The 17,214-nt window shown below is 68.6% G+C and carries 7 protein-coding genes; 3 read left to right on the top strand and 4 right to left on the bottom strand.

Going from position 1 to position 17,214, the window contains the following annotated elements; genetic code table 11:
- Nucleotides 1-221: 221 nt before the first annotated feature.
- Entirely contained in the window at nucleotides 222-1,724 is a 1,503-nt protein-coding gene (locus ACOTKD_RS21275) for an amino acid permease (protein WP_424890575.1), read from the top strand.
- A 93-nt stretch (nucleotides 1,725-1,817) separates the two neighbouring features.
- Here the strand turns inward: ACOTKD_RS21275 and ACOTKD_RS21270 are convergent, their stop codons facing one another.
- Entirely contained in the window at nucleotides 1,818-2,192 is a 375-nt protein-coding gene (locus tag ACOTKD_RS21270) for an NTP pyrophosphohydrolase (protein ID WP_424890574.1), read from the bottom strand.
- Between the two features lie 142 nt (nucleotides 2,193-2,334).
- Between ACOTKD_RS21270 and ACOTKD_RS21265 the strand changes: the two genes are divergently transcribed.
- Nucleotides 2,335-3,420: a hypothetical protein gene (locus tag ACOTKD_RS21265; protein WP_424890573.1), complete on the top strand. Its 1,086-nt coding sequence runs from the start codon at nucleotides 2,335-2,337 to the stop codon at nucleotides 3,418-3,420.
- Between the two features lie 392 nt (nucleotides 3,421-3,812).
- On the opposite strand, the gene ACOTKD_RS21260 is transcribed toward ACOTKD_RS21265, so the two are convergent.
- Entirely contained in the window at nucleotides 3,813-4,145 is a 333-nt protein-coding gene (locus tag ACOTKD_RS21260) for a hypothetical protein (RefSeq protein WP_424890572.1), read from the bottom strand.
- 98 nt (nucleotides 4,146-4,243) lie between these two features.
- Nucleotides 4,244-14,011 (bottom strand): DNRLRE domain-containing protein, encoded by a 9,768-nt coding sequence (locus ACOTKD_RS21255; RefSeq protein WP_424890571.1) that lies wholly within the window; start codon nucleotides 14,009-14,011, stop codon nucleotides 4,244-4,246.
- 487 nt (nucleotides 14,012-14,498) lie between these two features.
- Between ACOTKD_RS21255 and ACOTKD_RS21250 the strand changes: the two genes are divergently transcribed.
- A complete protein-coding gene (locus tag ACOTKD_RS21250; protein WP_424890570.1) occupies nucleotides 14,499-16,568 on the top strand; it encodes a tachylectin-related carbohydrate-binding protein in 2,070 nt (689 codons plus the stop codon).
- A gap of 49 nt (nucleotides 16,569-16,617) precedes the next feature.
- Here ACOTKD_RS21250 and ACOTKD_RS21245 read toward each other — a convergent pair whose 3' ends face one another.
- Nucleotides 16,618-17,148, bottom strand: coding sequence for a hypothetical protein (locus ACOTKD_RS21245; protein ID WP_424890569.1), 531 nt, complete (start codon nucleotides 17,146-17,148; stop codon nucleotides 16,618-16,620).
- Nucleotides 17,149-17,214: the final 66 nt, after the last annotated feature.

Below are 17,214 nucleotides of genomic sequence, written 5' to 3'. Positions count from 1 at the left end.
TTCGGGGGGGCGGACTGCGCCCCCCCCCCGGCCGGGGGGCCCCACCTAGCGGGGGGGGCCCGCCGGTCCGTCTGCATATGGACCGGCGCGTCCCATCGGGTGAATCCTGTTGGGGGTGGCCGGTCAGGCCCCTGTCCGGCCCGGATCATCGCGGACACTCGCTCAGTTCATGGTGAGCACGCGAGCAGTGTCGAGCAGGTCGAGCAGGTGGAGGTGGGCCGATGAGCACGAGCGACAAGCAACCTCTCGAAGAGCGCCGCGGCAGGCGCGGGATCTTCCGTACCAAATCGGTGGAGCAGTCCATCCGGGACACCGAGGAGCCCGAGCACGCGCTCAAGAAGTCCCTCACCGCCTTCGACCTCACCGTCTTCGGCGTCGGCGTCGTCATCGGCACCGGCATCTTCGTCCTCACCGGCAAGGTCGCCAAGGAGAACGCCGGCCCGGCGGTCTCGCTGGCCTTCGTCCTCGCCGGCGTCGTCTGCGGGCTCGCCGCGCTGTGCTACGCCGAGTTCGCCTCCACCGTGCCGGTGGCCGGCTCCGCGTACACCTTCTCGTACGCCTCCCTCGGCGAGCTGCCCGCCTGGATCATCGGCTGGGACCTGATCCTGGAGCTGGCGCTCGGCTGCGCCGTCGTCGCCGTCGGCTGGTCCGGCTACATCCAGTCGCTGCTGGACAACGCGGGCTGGCACCTGCCCGTCGCCCTGCAGGGCACGCACGAGGGCCGCTTCGGCTTCGACCTCCTCGCCTGCATCCTCGTCCTGGTGCTGACGGCGATCCTCGTCCTCGGCATGAAGCTGTCCTCGCGCGTGACGGCCGTCGTGGTCGCCGTCAAGGTCACCGTCGTCCTCATCGTCATCATCGTCGGGGCGTTCTTCATCACCAGCTCCAACTACGAGCCGTTCATCCCGAAGTCCCAGGGCACCACGGCCGGCAGCGACATCAAGGCACCGCTCATCCAGCTGATGTTCGGCTTCTCCCCGTCGAACTTCGGCGTCATGGGCATCTTCTCGGCCGCGGCCGTGGTCTTCTTCGCCTTCATCGGCTTCGACATCGTCGCCACCGCCGCCGAGGAGACCCGCAACCCGCAGCGCGACGTGCCGCGCGGCATCCTCGGCTCCCTCGCCATCTGCACCCTGCTCTACGTGGCCGTGTCCGTCGTCGTCACCGGCATGCAGAAGTACAGCGAGCTGTCCACGGACGCCCCGCTCGCCGACGCCTTCAAGGCCACCGGGCACCCGTTCTGGGCCGGGCTCATCAGCTTCGGCGCCGCCGTCGGCCTCACGACCGTCTGCATGATCCTGCTGCTCGGCCAGAGCCGGGTGTTCTTCGCGATGAGCCGCGACGGGCTGCTGCCCCGGATCTTCTCCCGGGTGCACCCGAAGTTCGGCACGCCCTATCGCTCCACGATCCTGCTGGGCGTGGTCGTCGCCGTCCTCGCGGGCTTCACCTCGATCGACGTCCTCGCCGAACTCGTCAACATTGGCACGCTCTTCGCGTTCGTCGTCGTGGCCCTGGGCGTCATCATCCTCCGCCGCACCCGGCCCGACCTGCCGCGCGCCTTCCGCACCCCGCTGGTGCCGCTGGTGCCCGTCCTGTCGGTGATCGCCTCGCTGTGGCTGATGCTCAACCTGACCGCGGAGACGTGGCTGCGGTTCGCGGCGTGGATGGTCCTCGGCTTCGTCCTGTACTTCGTGTACGGGAAGCAGCACAGCCGGGTCCCGTAGGCCCGCCGGGTCCCGTAGCCCCACCGGTCCCGTAGTCCCGCCGGTCCGGTCCCGTAGTCCCGCCGGGGCCCGTGAGCGGACGGCGGCGAGCTCTCAGGCCTGCACCGCGCTCGGCCCGGTCACCTCCGCGCCGAGCGCGGTCACGCGCGCCCGCAGCTCACGGTCGGCCGTGACGACCACGCAGCGCCGGCCCGGCGCCCGGCCCGCCACCACCGCGACGATCGCGTCGTCACCGCTGCCGGACGCCTCCTCGACCCGTACGCCCGGCACCGGCGCGACCCCGCGCGCCGCGCCCTCGACCACCAGGACGACCTCCGGCGCGTCCGCGAACAGGGCGGGAGCGCCGGCCGCCGCGTACGCCGCGAGGCGGTCCCGCAGCCGCTCGGCCGCGCCGAACCGGTCCCGCCACCAGCCGTCCGGCACCGAGCCGACCACGTTCGCGGAGTCCACGACGAGAAGATCACTCATGCGCACAGCCTCGCACGCCCACCGTGGCCGGAGGCCCTGACCGGCCACGATGTTATTGTCGAGGGTCGACAAACGGGCTCCGAGCGCAGTGCGACCGAGGCCGAGTGCGAGAGCCGCATGCGAGAAAGGCTGGCAGCGAGTCATGGCAGTGCGTACGGCCACCCCGGTCACCGGCTGGCTACTGAGGGGGAGCGACGGCCGTCTGACGGCCTACGCACCGGCCGAGGGCGGTGTCGTGCGCTGGACCGAGACCCGGCCCGGCGGCCCCGAATGGACGGGCCCGGAGCTGCTGGCGGTGCCCGGCCTCGAGGCCTGTCTGTCCATAGCGCAGAGCCCGCAGGGCTACGTGTACCTCGTCGGGGTGCGGCAGCGCGAGACCGAGGCGGGCGAGGTCGACACCGACATCGTGTACGCCACGCAGTTCCAGCCCGGCCGCCCGCCGACGAACTGGCGCTCGATCGGCTCGCCCCACGGTCCGGACCGGCAGCGCTCCGCCCAGCTCGGCGTCCCCACGGCCGCCGTCGACTCCGTCGGCCTGCAGGTCTTCGTCCGCAACTCCGGCGGTGGTGTCTGCGGCCGCCGGCAGGACGCCCGCGGCATCTGGGGCCCCTGGACCGACATGAAGGGCAGCCACGTCCTCGACGGCCTGACGGCCGCGGCGACCCCGTCCGGCCGCATCGAACTGCTCGGCCCCGCGAGCGAGTTCGTGCTGCGGTGGCGGCAGGAGCAGCCGGGCGGGCCCCTGCGGCGCGTCCGCAACATCCCCGCCAAGCCGGGCGCGTGCTCGGCAACCGCCGGCGTCACCGGGGACGACCGCGTCACCCACTTCTGGCGGGACGCGGCCGACGGCGAGCTGCAGGCGCTGGCGCCGGAGGCGGCGGGCGCCGAGGCCGACGCCGAGACCGAGCCCTCGATCGCCCCGGTCGGCGGCACGGGCAGCGGCCCCGCCGCCGTCCTCCACGCCGTCCTGGACGGCCACGAGTGCACGGTCCTCGCCCAGCGCGCCGCGTCCGGCCTGCCGGCCGTCGCGGTCTGCCCCAGCGGCGACGAGACGCTGTCGGCGCAGTGGTCGGAGACGGGCGAGGAGTTCGCGGGAGCCCCGGCACTGGCGGTGGACGGAAACGGCCGCGTGACGGTCGCGGTGCTCGGCACGGACGGTCACCTGCGGGTGGCGCGGCAGCAGACCGACAAGCCGGGGCTGGCGCTCGGCGCCTGGCAGCGGGTGTAGCAGCGTCCGGCCACCGCGCGGACGTCATTGCGTTTCAACGCCGAAGGGCCGCTGGGTGGACAGGTAATGTCTGTCCACCCAGCGACCTTTTTGGGGAAGTGAGACAGGCTCGGCATGCTCGGCCCGCCTCATGCCGCCAAGGGCGGAGGATCGCACCAACGCAATGCCCTCGATCCCCTCGGCCGCATGCTGCATACCCTCATCGGAGGTCACCTCTGAGCCGGACGAGGGTGATCCGCTGCTTTGTGCACCCCCGTCCGCTGACGGTGCCATCAAGTACTGCCGTCAGGCTATTGCGATGGGCGTCTATTCGTGGCGTTCCCTGCGGGTGTCGGATTTGTGTTACCTGGAGTCTGGAAACCGATCCAGTCAAACCTGTCGATGCAGGGATTTTATTGTGTCAATGTTGGGGGAGTCCATTCGATTCCGTCGCGCGCCAGTCGATCAATGATCCATTCTCGGCCCATTGGATCGGCCACCCTCCATGCGTGCAGAAAGGGGCGTTCTTGGTACTTGCTGCGTCGGATCATCCTGCGAAACTTGTAACGCCGAAGTGAGGCATCGGGCATATTATGACAAAGGTCTGCAAGCCATGCGATGCAGGCCGTATAGTCATTGTTCGGCCAAAACTCTACGGGCTTCCGCCGCCGTGCCATCGCCCTGATTTCAATCATGGCGATGTTCTTCAAGAACGAACCGGCATCCCAGTCATCCGCGCGCCTCACCAGTTACTCCATCCTTCGCAGGTCCCAGCCGCATGATACGAGTGAAAGGGGTGCGGGTCGCACCCCTTTCACTCACTTCACCGTGTCCGGCTCGCCAATCACTTGCCTGGCCACAGGTGAATGTAAATGCGCGTATTTAGATCGATTTCAGGGTGATCCGGACTCGCTGCGCGTCTGAGCAGCTCGGCCATTCTGTGATTTCCCTCAATCATGTAATTATCTTCTTCGTGGTATCGCAGGAGGTGGAATTCGCCCTCGGTTGGCTGGGTCGTGCTCTTTAGTAGCTGATCGTCTGACATTGAACGCGCCATCCCGGATTTGAGGGGGTCTGACTGCCATTTCCCGGCGGCATCGACGCTGTCATGTCCAATTCCGCGAAGATCGCCGATTGTTGCATTTGGTTCGTAGACGGTATCGGCAGTCTTCGACCCTCTTCCGAAGAGCCTGGAGAAGAATCCCCCTCCGCCACAGGCGTTATGCGCCAGGACCGTAGTGGCTGCGGCCTGGACATAGTACGTATGGATCCCGCTTACCGACAGGTTGAACACCTGCTGGACGGCGGTCCACGCCCGTGTCGCCGTGACCTTGACCCACGTGCCGGCCGACGTGCGGAGCAGCGCTCCCGGCTTGATCTCGCCGGCCTTGGCCCAGGTCTTCTGGTCCTCCAGCCAGAGCGGGTGGCCTTCGGTCGCGGTGATGGTGCCGGTTGCGTCGCCCTTGTCGCCGTCGGTGTCGATCGTCAAGTTGACGAGGTGCTTCTCGCCATTGCCGACGATGACGTCGTCAACTGTCCGAGCTTCCGTCTTTCCCGTAGTCGGATTGGTCGCCAGGACCTTGTCGCCGACCTTGACGTCCTTGATGGGTTTGCTCGTGCCGTCCGCCATCAGGACCGGCGTTTCCGGAGTGAAGCTGTTCGGGACCTTGCAGGTGGCCCCGCCCAGGTCCTCGGCCTTCTCCGCGAGCTTCGCGCCCTTCCCCGCGGTGGTCGCGCCCTTCTCGGAAACGAACGCGGTCTTCGCTACGTGCTCCATCTTCATGCCGGCCCGCGCGGCCTTGGCGCCGCGGACTCCCGCCGTGGCGCCCGGCACGAACATGCTGCCGACCGTCGCGATGGTCCACAGGCACGCCTCCACGTCGCCCTTCGTGGCGCACGCGATCGCGTCGTTGACGCCCGTGACCTCGGCTGCGAATTCCAGCGCCGCCTTCAGGTACGGCGCCGCCGTCTGGGCGAACTCCGAGACCGCGGTGATCGCGGTGTCGACGGCCGAGACCATCTTGGCGCTCACGTCGGCGACGATCTTCGTGACCTCGGTCGCGACCTTGGCCACGTCCTGGACGACCTGCTTGGTCTCCTGGACGATCAGCGCCGGTGCGTGGGCCGCTGCCGCGACGACCATCTTCATGCCCGCGTAGACGGGGCGAAGTGCCTTGGCCAGGACCGGAATGGGGTTGTGCGTGGCGGCGTACTTCTTCGCCGCCCGTGCCGTGTCGCTGATGTAGCGCTTGCTCTCGCGGTAGATCTGGGCCGCGGATTTGTAGATCCGTGCGCCTTGGTTGCGTATGTACCGCGCCCCGGACGAGATCTTGTTACCCAGCCACCGGGCGCCGGACGAGACCTTCCTGGAGACGTAGTTGACGAGTGAGGAGACCTTCTGCTCCACGTAGTGGTAGATCTGCGAGGCCTTCTGCTCTACGTAGTGGTAGATCTGCGAGGCCTTCTGCTCTACGTAGTGGTAGATCTGCGTGGCCGTCTGCGCGACGGCACGGCCGGCGGACGCGATCTTTCGCCCGACCTTCTTCAGGGCGCCCCGGATGCTCCAGTGCCCCGTCGGGTCCGTGTTGTCCACCGGGTCGCCGTCGCCGTAGGTGTAGCCGTTGGCGCGGATGGACGCGGGGGTCGGGTCGAGGTTGTAGCTGTCGCGGGAGGTGAAGGAACCGCCGTCGGCGTCGTACCAGCGGGCGGCCATGCTGACCTGCTGGGTGGACGGGTCGGTCCAGTCGCCCTGGTAACCGAGGGAGACCTGGTCGCCCTGGGTGGCCGTGGTGCGGCCGAAGGGGTCGTAGCCCGTCGACGACGTGAGCTTCTTCGGGTCGGTGTCCTTGGTGTTCAGCGTGCCTACGATGTCGCCGTGGCGGTCGCTCATCGCCAGGCGTGTGGCACCGTCCTGGGTGATGGAGACTAGCTCGCCGTTGAGCCCGCGGCTGTAGACGCCGCGGCCGTCGGTGACGACCTCGTCGTCGAGACCGTCGTAGGTGTGCTGGGTGCCGTCCCGGTCGACCAGGCGGCCGAGAGCGTCGTACTGGTAGGAGATCTCGCCCTGCTTGGCCAGCTGGCCGAAGGCGTCGAAGCGGCTCTCCTCGGTCAGGCCGGATGTCGTGGAGGACTTCCGGGTGCCGCGCGGGGTGTAGGCGTAGGTGGCCTCACCGTTGGTCAGCATCCGGTTGCGCGCGTCGTACGTCGCCTTCCGCTCGCCTGCCTGGATGCGGTTTCCGGCGTCGTCCCACGTATAACCCGTGGTCTTGCCGTCCTTGTCGGTCCAGGAGGTCAGGCGGCCGGCGTCGTCGTAGGCGTACTTCTGCTCACCCGCGTCGGCCGTGCCTGTGGTCTTCTTCGAGATCACCCGGTCGTTGTCGTCGAAGGTGTACTCGAAGGAGGTGAGTGCCGTCCCCCCGGTGGACTTGGTGACGTCGGAGACCTGGCGGCCCAGCGCGTCATAGCCGAAAGTGCGGTTCAGGCCAGGAGAGTCGACGCCTTCCAACGCCCCGGACTTGTCGTACCGGTAGCTGAAGAGCCGCTGCGACTGCGCGTCCTTGACGGACTTCAGCCGGCCGTTCTCGTAGCCGAACACGGCCGTGCCGGCCGCGTCGACCCGGGTGAGCAGACGGCCGTTCTCGTCGTAGCCGAACGCGGCGTCGCCGGAGCCGCCCTTCGCGGAGGTCAGCAGACCACGGTCGTTGTACTCGAAGACGTTCGCCCCCTTGGGGGCACTTGCGGAGGTCATCCGGCCGACCGCGTCGTACTCGTAGACGCGGGAGGGGGTCGAGGTCTCGGCCCCGGATCCGGTTTCCTGCAGCAGCAGACCGCTGGGGTCGAAGGTGCGCTGACGCTCCACCTTGCCGGGCTCGGTGAGCCGGACCGGGTTGCCTTCGGCGTCGTAGGAGGTGGTCCAGGTGCGGTCGGCCGGGGCCGGGTGGTCCTTGGTCTCCGGCTCGATCACCGATTCGGGCAGGCCGAGGGTGTTGAAGGTGTAGCGCGTGGTGTTGCCGCGGCCGTCGGTGAAACGGGTGCGGTTGCCGTTGGCGTCGTAGCCGAAGCTGGTGGTGATCGTCTTGCCGGTGCTCACCGGCTCGACCTGCTGCACCAGCTGGTTCTGCGGGTCGAAGGTGAACCGGGTGCTCTTGCCCTTGGCGTCGGTGGACGTCGAGAGGTTGCCCGCCTGGTCGTAGCGGAAGCTGCGGTTGCGCAGCGGTCGGTCGTCCTTGTCCAGCCAGAGCTGACCGGTCATCCGGCCGGCCTGGTCGTAGTCCTGCCGCACGGTGCGGCCCAGGGCGTCGCTGTTGCGGATGACGCGGCCGGCCATGTCGTAGCCGGTCTGCGTCTTCACACCGGCGGCGTCCTCGGTGCCTGTGAGCTGGCCGAGCGCGTCGTACGTGAAGCGTGAGGTGTCGCCGCTGGGCGCGGTCTGTTCCACGAGCCGGTCGGCGTCGTCGTAGGCGAAGGTGGTGGAGAAGTAGCGGGTCTGGTCGGACTTGCGTTCCACCGCCGTCGCCGTGCGCTTACGACCGAGGCCGTCGTAGGTGTTCTCAGTGCGGGCTCCGGTCGGGTCCGTCACCGAGAGGACCTCGCCCGTGCGGGAGTAGGTGTACGACCACACGGCACCGGCACCTGCCGGAACGTTTTTGCCGGGCTCTGTCACCAGGCCGAGCAGCTTCGAGGCGCGCGGCTCCTCTCTCTGAACCATCCGGCCGAGCTGGTCGTATCGGAAGCGCTGGACGTTGCCGAGGGCGTCCGTGGTTGCGGTGATCCGGCCCACCGCGTCGTACTCGTTGCGGCTCACCGGGGTGATCGGCTCGGACGCGCCGGGCGGGGTGTAGGACGGGGAAGTGCTGACCGTCGGGCGGCCCGCCTTGTCGAAGGTGACGGAGGAGACCCGGCCCTGCGGGTCCTTGCTCTGGGTCGCCTCGTCGAAGGCGTTGTAGCCGGTGGTGGTGGCCGGACGGGCCTTGACGGCCGGAGCGTCGCCCTCGCCGTTCTCCACGTCGGCGGCCGGTTCGGTGACGGTCACCTGACGGCCGAGCTCGTCATAGGTGTAGGTGGTGGTGAACGCCTCCGCGTCCGCGCCCTCGGCGTTGCCCCGGGGCTCGGTCTCCGCGAGCAGCAGACCGCGCTGGTCGCGCTTGAAGGTCGTGGTCAGACGCTCCTTGCCATTGAGAGTGGACTCGCTGAGCTCCCGGCCGGCGGCGTCGTAGGTGTAGTCGACGACCTCGGAGCTGCTGCTGGAGAATCCGACGTTGGAGCTCTTGCCGGTGTGCACGACGCGCGTCACGTTGTCGGCGTCGTCGTATGTGTAGCTGACCTTGCGGTCGAGCCGGCCCGGGTCCGTGGTGATGGTTTGGGTGCGGCCCGAGACGTCGTAGGCGTAGGCGGTGACGGTGGTGCCGTTGCCGGTGGTCTTGCGCGTCAGGTTGCCGAGGGCGTCGTAGACGTTCCGTTCGAGCTCGATGTCGCGGGTGGACCCGTCCGGCTGGCGTACCTCGAGAGCGCGCACGGCTTTGCTGAGACCGTCGTCGTAGTAGCTGAAGGCGCGGATCCGGCCCATGGCGTCGGCATGCCGGGTCAGGCGGCCGGCCATGTCGTAGGCGTAGGAGTCGGTCACCAGGACCTTCTCGTCGGTGTCCTTGGGCGCCTCCTCCGGGTCGCCGCGCCAGTCGCGCACCCGCACCTCGGCCACCTTGTTGCGCGGGGTGTAGGTGTACTCGGTCCGGGTGCCGCTCGGGTCGACCTGCCAGGCGCGGTTGCCCAGCACGTCGTAGCCGAAGCTGGTCTCGGCGCCTTCGGCGTCCGTCACCCGTACCGGGCGGCCGGAGTCGTCGTACTCGGTGCGAGTCTCGCGGGTGGGGTCGCCGCCCGTGGTGTCGGCTACCTCGGAGCGCAGCACCAGGCCGTCCTGGTCGAACTCGACGGTCGTGCGCGCGGTGTGCGTGGCGCCGGTGACCTGGTTTTTGACTCCGGGCTTGGTCGTGCCGACCGTCCGGCCCAGGCCGTCGTAGGTGTAGCTGACGGTCACGCCCTTGGGCTGGGAGTCGCTGATGTCGGTCTCGGTGAGCTTGCGGCCCAGGCGGTCGTAGGTGTACCGGGTGATCAGGCCCGCCGGGTCGGTGGTCTCGGCGAGATCGCCGTTGGCGAAGTAGGTGTACTTGGTCGTCTTGCCCTTGGCGTCGGTCATGGACGCCAGCAGGCCGGCCGGAGCGGTGCCCTCGTTGTTGAAGGCGGGGTCCGATCCGGTGGTGAAGACGCGGGTGGCCTTGCGGCCGTCGGGTGCGGTCTGCTCGGTCAGCTCGCCGCGGACGTCATAGGAGTACGTCGTCCGGTAGGTGTTGTCCTGAGCGCCCGTGGAGCGTGCGTCGCGGGACTCGGTGAGCTTGCCGTTGCGCGGGTCGACCGGGTTCTTCTCGTCGAAGTAGTACGTGTAGTACGTGGTCTGGCAGTCACCGAGGTCGCGGCAGGTCTTGCGGGTCGCGACGTTGCCCTGGTCGTCGTAGGTCATGTCGATCGCATGACCGTTCTCATCCATGACCCGGTTCTGGAAGCCCTTGTCGTCGTAGCCGAAGCTGCGGACGCCCATGGCGTTGACGGCGCCGCCGACGAACTCGGGGTCGGGGTAGTCCAGCGGTGGGTTGCCGTCGCCGACCACACCGCCCTCGAACATGCCGCCTTCGGTGCCGGGGGTCGGGGAGGTCGTGGGCTTGGGCTTCTGGGGCTCCACCGGCTTGTCGCGCAGCGGCGAGACGTAGCGGATGACGCGCCCGGCCAGCGGGTCGTAGTCGTAGAAGTGCCGGCGGTTCTTGGGGTCGGTCACCTGGACGGTGCGGATGAGCTCCTTGCCGTACAGACCGGTGACGGGGACGCCCAGCTGCCACTGGCCGCCGTTGTTGTCCGTCAGCTTGTCGACACGGTCGACGGAGGTGTCGTACGAGACCTCCACGGCCGTGCGGCCGCCGGGTGTCGTCACCTTGGTGAGCTGGTCGGCCTGCTCGCGGGCAGAGTAGAGGGACTGCGCGGCGGCGGTGCCGATCGGCTTGTGGTAGACGGCGACCTCGTCGATGTCGCCCTTGAAGTAGACCGCGCCCTTGGCGGGCGGGGAGGGCCAGTCGTAGGCGTAGCCGGAGCCGATCTCGGCGAACCGCTGGTTGCCGTGGTTGACCGGCGCGTCCAGGGTGCCGTGGCGCTTGCCGTCCAGGAACAGGGTCTGCCGGGCGCCGTCCGAGGACAGCACCACGTGGTGCCACTGGCCGTCGTTGACGGCGGTGCCCGTGGTGATGGGGGAGATGCGGCCGATGCGGAACTGTCCGCGCAGCTTTCCGTCCGCACCGATGTAGAGCACGGGCGCGCTGGTGCCGTCGTTGCTGTCGTTGTGCTTGTCGGAGCGGTAGTTCAGCAGCACGCCGTTGCCGGAGGTGCGGAACCACATGCTGACCGCGAGGTTGCGCTGCAGGTTCAGCAGGTTCTCGGGCAGGTCGACGCGCGAGGAGGTGCCGTTGAAGCCGGCCGTGCTGTCCGAGGTGCCGCTCAGCGGGCCGGAGGCGTCGTGAGTGACGTCGACGTACCGGGCCCGGTCCTTGCCCTGGTTGACGGTGACCTGGCTGACGGCGTCGTCGCCGCCGTCCTCACCGAAGCGCCAGTAGGCGTAGGGGCCGGAGTCCAGAGCCACGCTGCGGTAGTGCGAGCCCTTTCCGTACTCGTACTGGGTACAGGTCTTCTCGGGGGAGCAGACCTTGGCGAGCTTGTCCCCGTCGTACTCGTACGTCCAGGTCAGAGGACTGATGCGCAGCGGATCGGTGCCGACTGCCGTGATGTGCTCACCCGTCCACTGGAAGAACAGGCTTCGCTTGCTGGCCTCGTTGCGGAGCTGGACGAGCTTGCCGTCCGTGTAGGTGAAGGTCTGGGCCAGCCCGCTCGCGTCGGTGACCGTGCCGAGCAGTCCGTCGGCGCGGAAGGTGTAGCGGACGCCGTTCTTGTCGGTGAGCTGCCAGCCACCGTCCTTGACGGTGGTGAAGACGGCGTCACGGCCCATGGGGGCGGCAAAGGAGCCGTCGGGGTTGCGGCCGAAGCGGACCTGCTGGCCGTCGGGGTAAGTGACGACGACGTTGCCGGTTCCGTCGTCGTCCGGCGTGACCTTCATGTCGAGGCGCGAGGCCCAGCCCGCGCCGAAGACGTGGTTCCTGGACGGGTCGAGGCTGTTGTAGGTCCGGGCGATGGTGAGCTCGGGGCCGACGGTGGCCACCGAAGCATCGACTGCCGCGCTGGCAAAGTTGCCGACCTGTGGATCGAAGGGCTTGTCCGAGGATCCGTAGGGCGAGCCCGCCAGGTGCGAGGTGACGACCGGCTGGGGCACCGCGGTCAGCAGGGTGGCGTACGGCAGCTCGGGGCTGACGGCCGCGTTGTCCCTGCTCCAGGGGCGCCACAGATAGGTCTTGGACCAGCGCAGTTTGCCGGCCGGGACGACCCAGCTGCGGTCGGGTGACCAGTCGGAGAAGAAGCAGTCCTTCGGCTTGCCCTCCTTGCCGGCTTCACACACCTCGTATCGGTACTGCAGCGTCTGCCCGGTCTTGTCCATGTCCCGGGCATTGGCCCACAGCTCCGGCGTGAGCGTCTGGGACTGGTAGCCGTTGGCCGGGTGGAAGGCGTCGACGACCGGTGGGATGGCCAGCACGTTGAGGCCGAGGCGAACCGGCGCGATGTTGTAGTCGGTGAAGAATCCCAGACCCTTGCGGATCATCGAGAAGTCGATGAGGTACTCGCCCGGGTCGCCCTTCTGGATCGTCGCGTCGAGGGTGACGCCGGTACCGCGGGGCACGTCCTTGGGGAGCTGGGCCGCGGACACCTCCTTGACCAGCTTGCCGCCCTTGTAGGCGCGGTAACCCAGCTCGTAGGTGCTGGGGGTCCAGGTCTCGGCGCCCAGGTTGGTCACCTTGATCTTGACCTTGCCGTCCTGGCTCCGGCTGACCGGCGGCTCAGGGTTCGCGCGTTCGACGGAGTACTTGGCGTCGTACGGCGAGTGCGTGACGTAGAGGGACGGCGGGTTGGCGCTGTTGGTGCTGGAGAACTTCTTCCAGCTCGCCGTGTCGGACTCCGAGCCGCGCAGGGTCAGGCCGTAGTTGGGGCGGGTGCCGTTGGCCCATTCCTCGACCAGGTCGCGGCCCTTGGAGCCCAGGTCCATGACCTCCCACGCGGCGGGGCAGGCCGAGCTGGACTGGCCCTCGCCGATGAAGCCGTGGGCGAATGAGGAGCCGGCTATCTTCCCGCCGAAGGAGGGGCCGGGGTAGGTGTGGCCCTTGCCGGCCGTCCACGCCTCGGTGACCGGGTGGACGCTCACCTCACGCGGGCGGCAGGAGGCCGACCAGTAGTTGAGGATGTTGAGCGAGGCGCCGAAGATCTTGTGGTTGCGCAGCTTGGAGGCCACGTTCGGGAAGGCGAGGTAGCTCGCGGCCCGGCTGGTGCCGCCGTCGCTGACGGCGCCCACCTTGAGGGTGTCCTCGGAACCCGAGCTCCAGTTGTTGCTGCCGGACTTCTCGACGTACATGCTCGACGAAGCGCCGAGGGGCTCCACCATGGGCGGGTCGACCCGGACGGGGAACGTACGCTCCGGTGCGGAGAGCCAGTCGCCGTCGAGGTCCACGCGCAGGGCCTGCCCGCCGCCGTACCCGACGAGCCGGTAGCCGACCTTGGTGGATATTGCACCGTCGCCGGACTCCGGGTGGACCTTGGAGTCCTCCATGTAGCCGTGCGGGATCCGCACGCGCTGCTTGCCCCCGGCATCCTTGAGGACGACGTCACCGTTGTCCAGCGAGGCCGTGAGGCCCTTGGTCCGCAGCGGGAAGAGCCAGGTGCGCGGTGCGTCCTTGGACCGCAGGACCATGACCTCCTTGAGGCCGCCCGGCCTGGAGATCAGCTCAAGGTCGGCGTCCTTGAGGACGTCGGGGTAGGTGATCGCCGACTTGTTCTTGTCGTCGGTCCGGCCGGCCGAGCGCTGTGCTCCGTCGAGGCCGAAGGCGACTTCGTGGTCGCCGTCCACGACGAGCCGGGCCAGGTCCTCGGCGTCGGCCTGAGCCGCGAGCCGGATGTCGAGGCTGTCGGCGGCGTTGTGCCAGCCTCCCGCCTCACCGTCGCCCGTGCGGACGAGCGTGGAGTCGATGGGCTTCCAGCTGCCGTCGGAAGCACGGTAGTTCAGCCGTTCCTTGGAGAACTGAGTCGTCTGCGAGCCGTCCCGGTTGCTGAAGGTGCGCTCGAACTCCGACCGTTTGCCGGTGATCTCGCTGCTGCTCTTCGGGTCGTAGCCCCTGACCTCCTTGCCCGGGGCGGCCTCGACCTTGGCCTCGTTCCGAGCGGTGACCTCGGGGGCCTTCGGGTGCTCCACGGCGTACTTGCCGTGCAGGGTCTGCGGGCCGCGGGCCTTGACCGGGGTGGATGTGCCGTCGAGGTGGTCGAGGCCCGCCGCGCTACCCCAGCGCTGCCCGTCGGGCCTCTTGGTGTGGCCCTTGACGCCCGGCAGCGAGGGCCCGGACTCCGGCTTGGTCACGGCCTCGGAGGGCGCCGCGGCGGTGAACACCAGCATGGCGGCCGTAACCGCAACGGTTCTGCTCACTCCCGGTCTGGTGGCGAAGAAGCCGCGGTGCCTGAAGGCGCCGCGGCGGCGACGCGCACCGGAGGACCCGGAGCGCCGACTGCCAAGGAACACGGAGAACACACCCCACCCATCGACCTGGAGGTGGCGAGCCTGCATATGGACATGCGTCGCCATATGGGCATAGGTCGCCACAGGGAGCCACAACCATGAGATGGCGGGCATTGAGACGATGTTTTATCTGAGTAAAGATCAGGTATGCAAGAGGTTGGGGCAGTTGGATCGGTGGTGACTACACTCTGAAATCAAGAACAGGTCTTATAGGGCGATTTGCCGCCATCGATGCTCATCGAGCGTAACTATCCCAAAGGTAGGTACATGGGGTGTGATTACATGCATCCCGCCCGGCCGTCCTCCGGCCGGGACCTCGGCCCCGCCCGGGTCTTGTCGCCCCGTCAGAAAGCGTCCCTCGATGCCTTTGAGTCGCCCCCGCCCGTCTGCCGCCCGCATGGCGGCACTGACCCTCGCAGCCGTCACGGCCCTGCCGCTGGGGCTGGTGTGCGCGCCCGCCGCCGTGGCGGACGCGGTGCCGCCCACGCCCGCCGCCGTCTCCCAGGTGACCTGCCGGCCCCAAGCCCAGCTCTACGGTGCGGCCACCGACGGGAAGCTGGAGCTCTTCACCCACGGTGACGCCGCGCAGGGGTCCTTCAACTGGCCCGTGATCGGCAAGCGGATAGGCGACGGCGGGTGGGGCTCACCCCGCATTACCCTCGGTGGCCCCGGCAACTGGATCTACAGCATCAACTCCGACGGCGACTTGTACCGCCACCGCTACGATCCGGCCACCAACAGCTGGGACAAGCCCCGCGGCGAGAAGATTGACAGTGGCTGGGGGAACTTCCTCAATGGTGCCGGCCGCCGCAACCGCGTCACCGTCGACGAACGCGGCAACATCTTCGCCGTCCATGACGACGGCACTCTGCGGATATACCGCTACGACGAGAAGACCGGGGCCCCGGTGCCCGGCAACGGCCGTGTGATCGACACCGGCAACTGGGGCGGGTACAACCTCGTCGTCGCTGCCGGCGACGGGTTGATTTTCGCCCGTCAGGGCAAGGACATGTACCGCTACCGCTACGACGTCGAGCGCCAGCAGTGGCTCGAGCTCAAGGCGCCGGCGTGGATGGGCGGCTGGGAGAATTTCCGGGAGATCCGATCAGGAGGCGGAGGCACCCTCTACGGCCTGTACGCCGACGGCTCGCTCTACTGGTTCCGTTACGACATCAACGCCGGTGCCTGGGTCGACACCAAGGGTCGCAAGGCCGGCTGGAACTTCGAGACGTTCCACGGGATATCCATGTCCACGGACGCCTGCAAGACTCCGGCGCAGCCCCCGAAGCCCTCCATCGCCCCGCGGCCCAACATGCCCGCCGCGATACGGCAGGGCAGTGACAAGCTCATCCAGCAGTTCTACGTCGATGAGCGCGGCTGGCTGATAAACGGCGTCCAGCGCGATCCCAGGGACCTGAGCACCGTGGCCTACAGCACCGTGCCCGGCGCGCGGGACTTCGTCGACCAGCCGGTCGTCATGGAGCAGGCGGACGGTACCCCGATGGCCTTCGCCCTCGGCAAGGACGGCCACGTCTGGATGACGAAACGTCAAGCGGGAGGAATCTGGACCGCTTTGACGGACCTAGGCGGTGACTTCGTCGGCGCGCCCACCGTCACCAGGAACACCCAGGGCATCGTCGCGGCCCACGCCTTCGACCGCGACGGCAAGATGTGGTACCTGAACCAGCAGAGTCCGAACAGCGACAACTTCATCCCGTGGCGCACCCGGGACGCCTACTCCTCCATGCCCGCCGGGTACGAGGAGTCGTCCTTCGCCGGTACGGGCCAGGTCGCCTCGGTGGACGCCACCGCCGACCGACCGTTCGTCCTCGGGCTGGACAAGCAGGGCCGCCTCGGGATGAACCGCGCGGATGCCAAGCGCGAGGGCTGGTGGGTCTGGGGCGCCTCCGACGTGAGCGGCCTCGGTGGCACGCCGGCCGCGGCGCGCGGGGCCGACGGCAAGGTCTTGGCTTTCGCCCGCACCAAGGACGGCGAGATCTGGGCGGCCAAGGAGTCCACTCGTACCGATGCGGACACCAAGCTCCCGCTCAACGGCTTCTTCGGTGACGGAACCGCGCTGTCCGGTGTGAAGACGACGGGTTCACCTGCGGTCGCCATCAATCAGGACAAGTCGCTCGGGGTGGTTGTGCGGGACGAGAAGGGTTACGTCCACTACGCCCGCCAGCTGGGCCCGGACGGCGACTTCAGCCGTTGGAGCCTCGTGGCCTCCAAGCAGGCGGCGACCGACCCCGCGGTGGTGCAGCTCGCCGACGGGCAGTGGGCCGTGTTCTACGTCGACACCGACGGCCTGGAGCGGATGTACTGGCTCTCCGATGCGGACGGCAGCAGTGCCCAGCCCCGCTCCCTGGCCAGAGCGAAACGCAGCACCCCGGCCGACCCGGTGTTCACCGGCGGGGTCGTCGCCAAGTCCCGCGACGGCAAGCCGGTGGTGAAGGAAAGGCGATAGCGGCGGTGGGCGGGAGGCGTGCTTCCCGCCCACGGCTCGCATGGCTTGCTCAATCCTCCAGGATGCGCCAGTGCCCATCGGTGCGCTCCACCGTCACGGTGCTCTTCCTGGCTTCCTTCGGCCCGGAGCTGACCTCGACGCGGGCGACCTTGCCCCCGCCCTCGACCCGGGCCTCGTGGACGTCGATGTCGCCGATCCTGGCCCGTTCCCTGCCGCCGAGCCGGTCACCGACCTGGGCGCGCATGGCCCCGGGGCAGCCGCCGTCGGCCTGAGCCATGGAGGAGACCACCTTGGGGTGCATCAGGTGGCACGCTTCACGCATGTCGTCGTCGGCCAGAGCGTCGATGTACGCCATGACGAGCTTGCGAGCGCCCTTGGCCCCGGGCTCCGCTCCGGGGTCGCTGTCCCAGAAGACCAGGACGCCGACAACGGCGGCGGCCACCAGGGCGGCCGAGGTGCCGATCGTCGTCAGGCGGCGCCTGCGGGTCGACCACAGCCGCGTGCGGGCGCCGCGAGCCGCGCGGCCGATCCGTTCTCCTGCGCTCCGTTCTCCGGACGAGGACTTCACCTGCTGGGGCACGGTCTCACACTTCTCTCGCGAACCACCTGTGAACCGGGCAAGTCTGACACGGAGTTCCGGCAAACG

Origin of the sequence: Streptomyces sp. XH2 (assembly GCF_049725035.1) — a bacterium.
In the GTDB taxonomy this organism is placed as follows: Bacteria; Actinomycetota; Actinomycetes; order Streptomycetales; family Streptomycetaceae; genus Streptomyces; species Streptomyces roseoverticillatus.
Note: the sequence above shows the minus strand (reverse complement) of the source record. Positions and strands in the feature narration are given on the sequence as shown.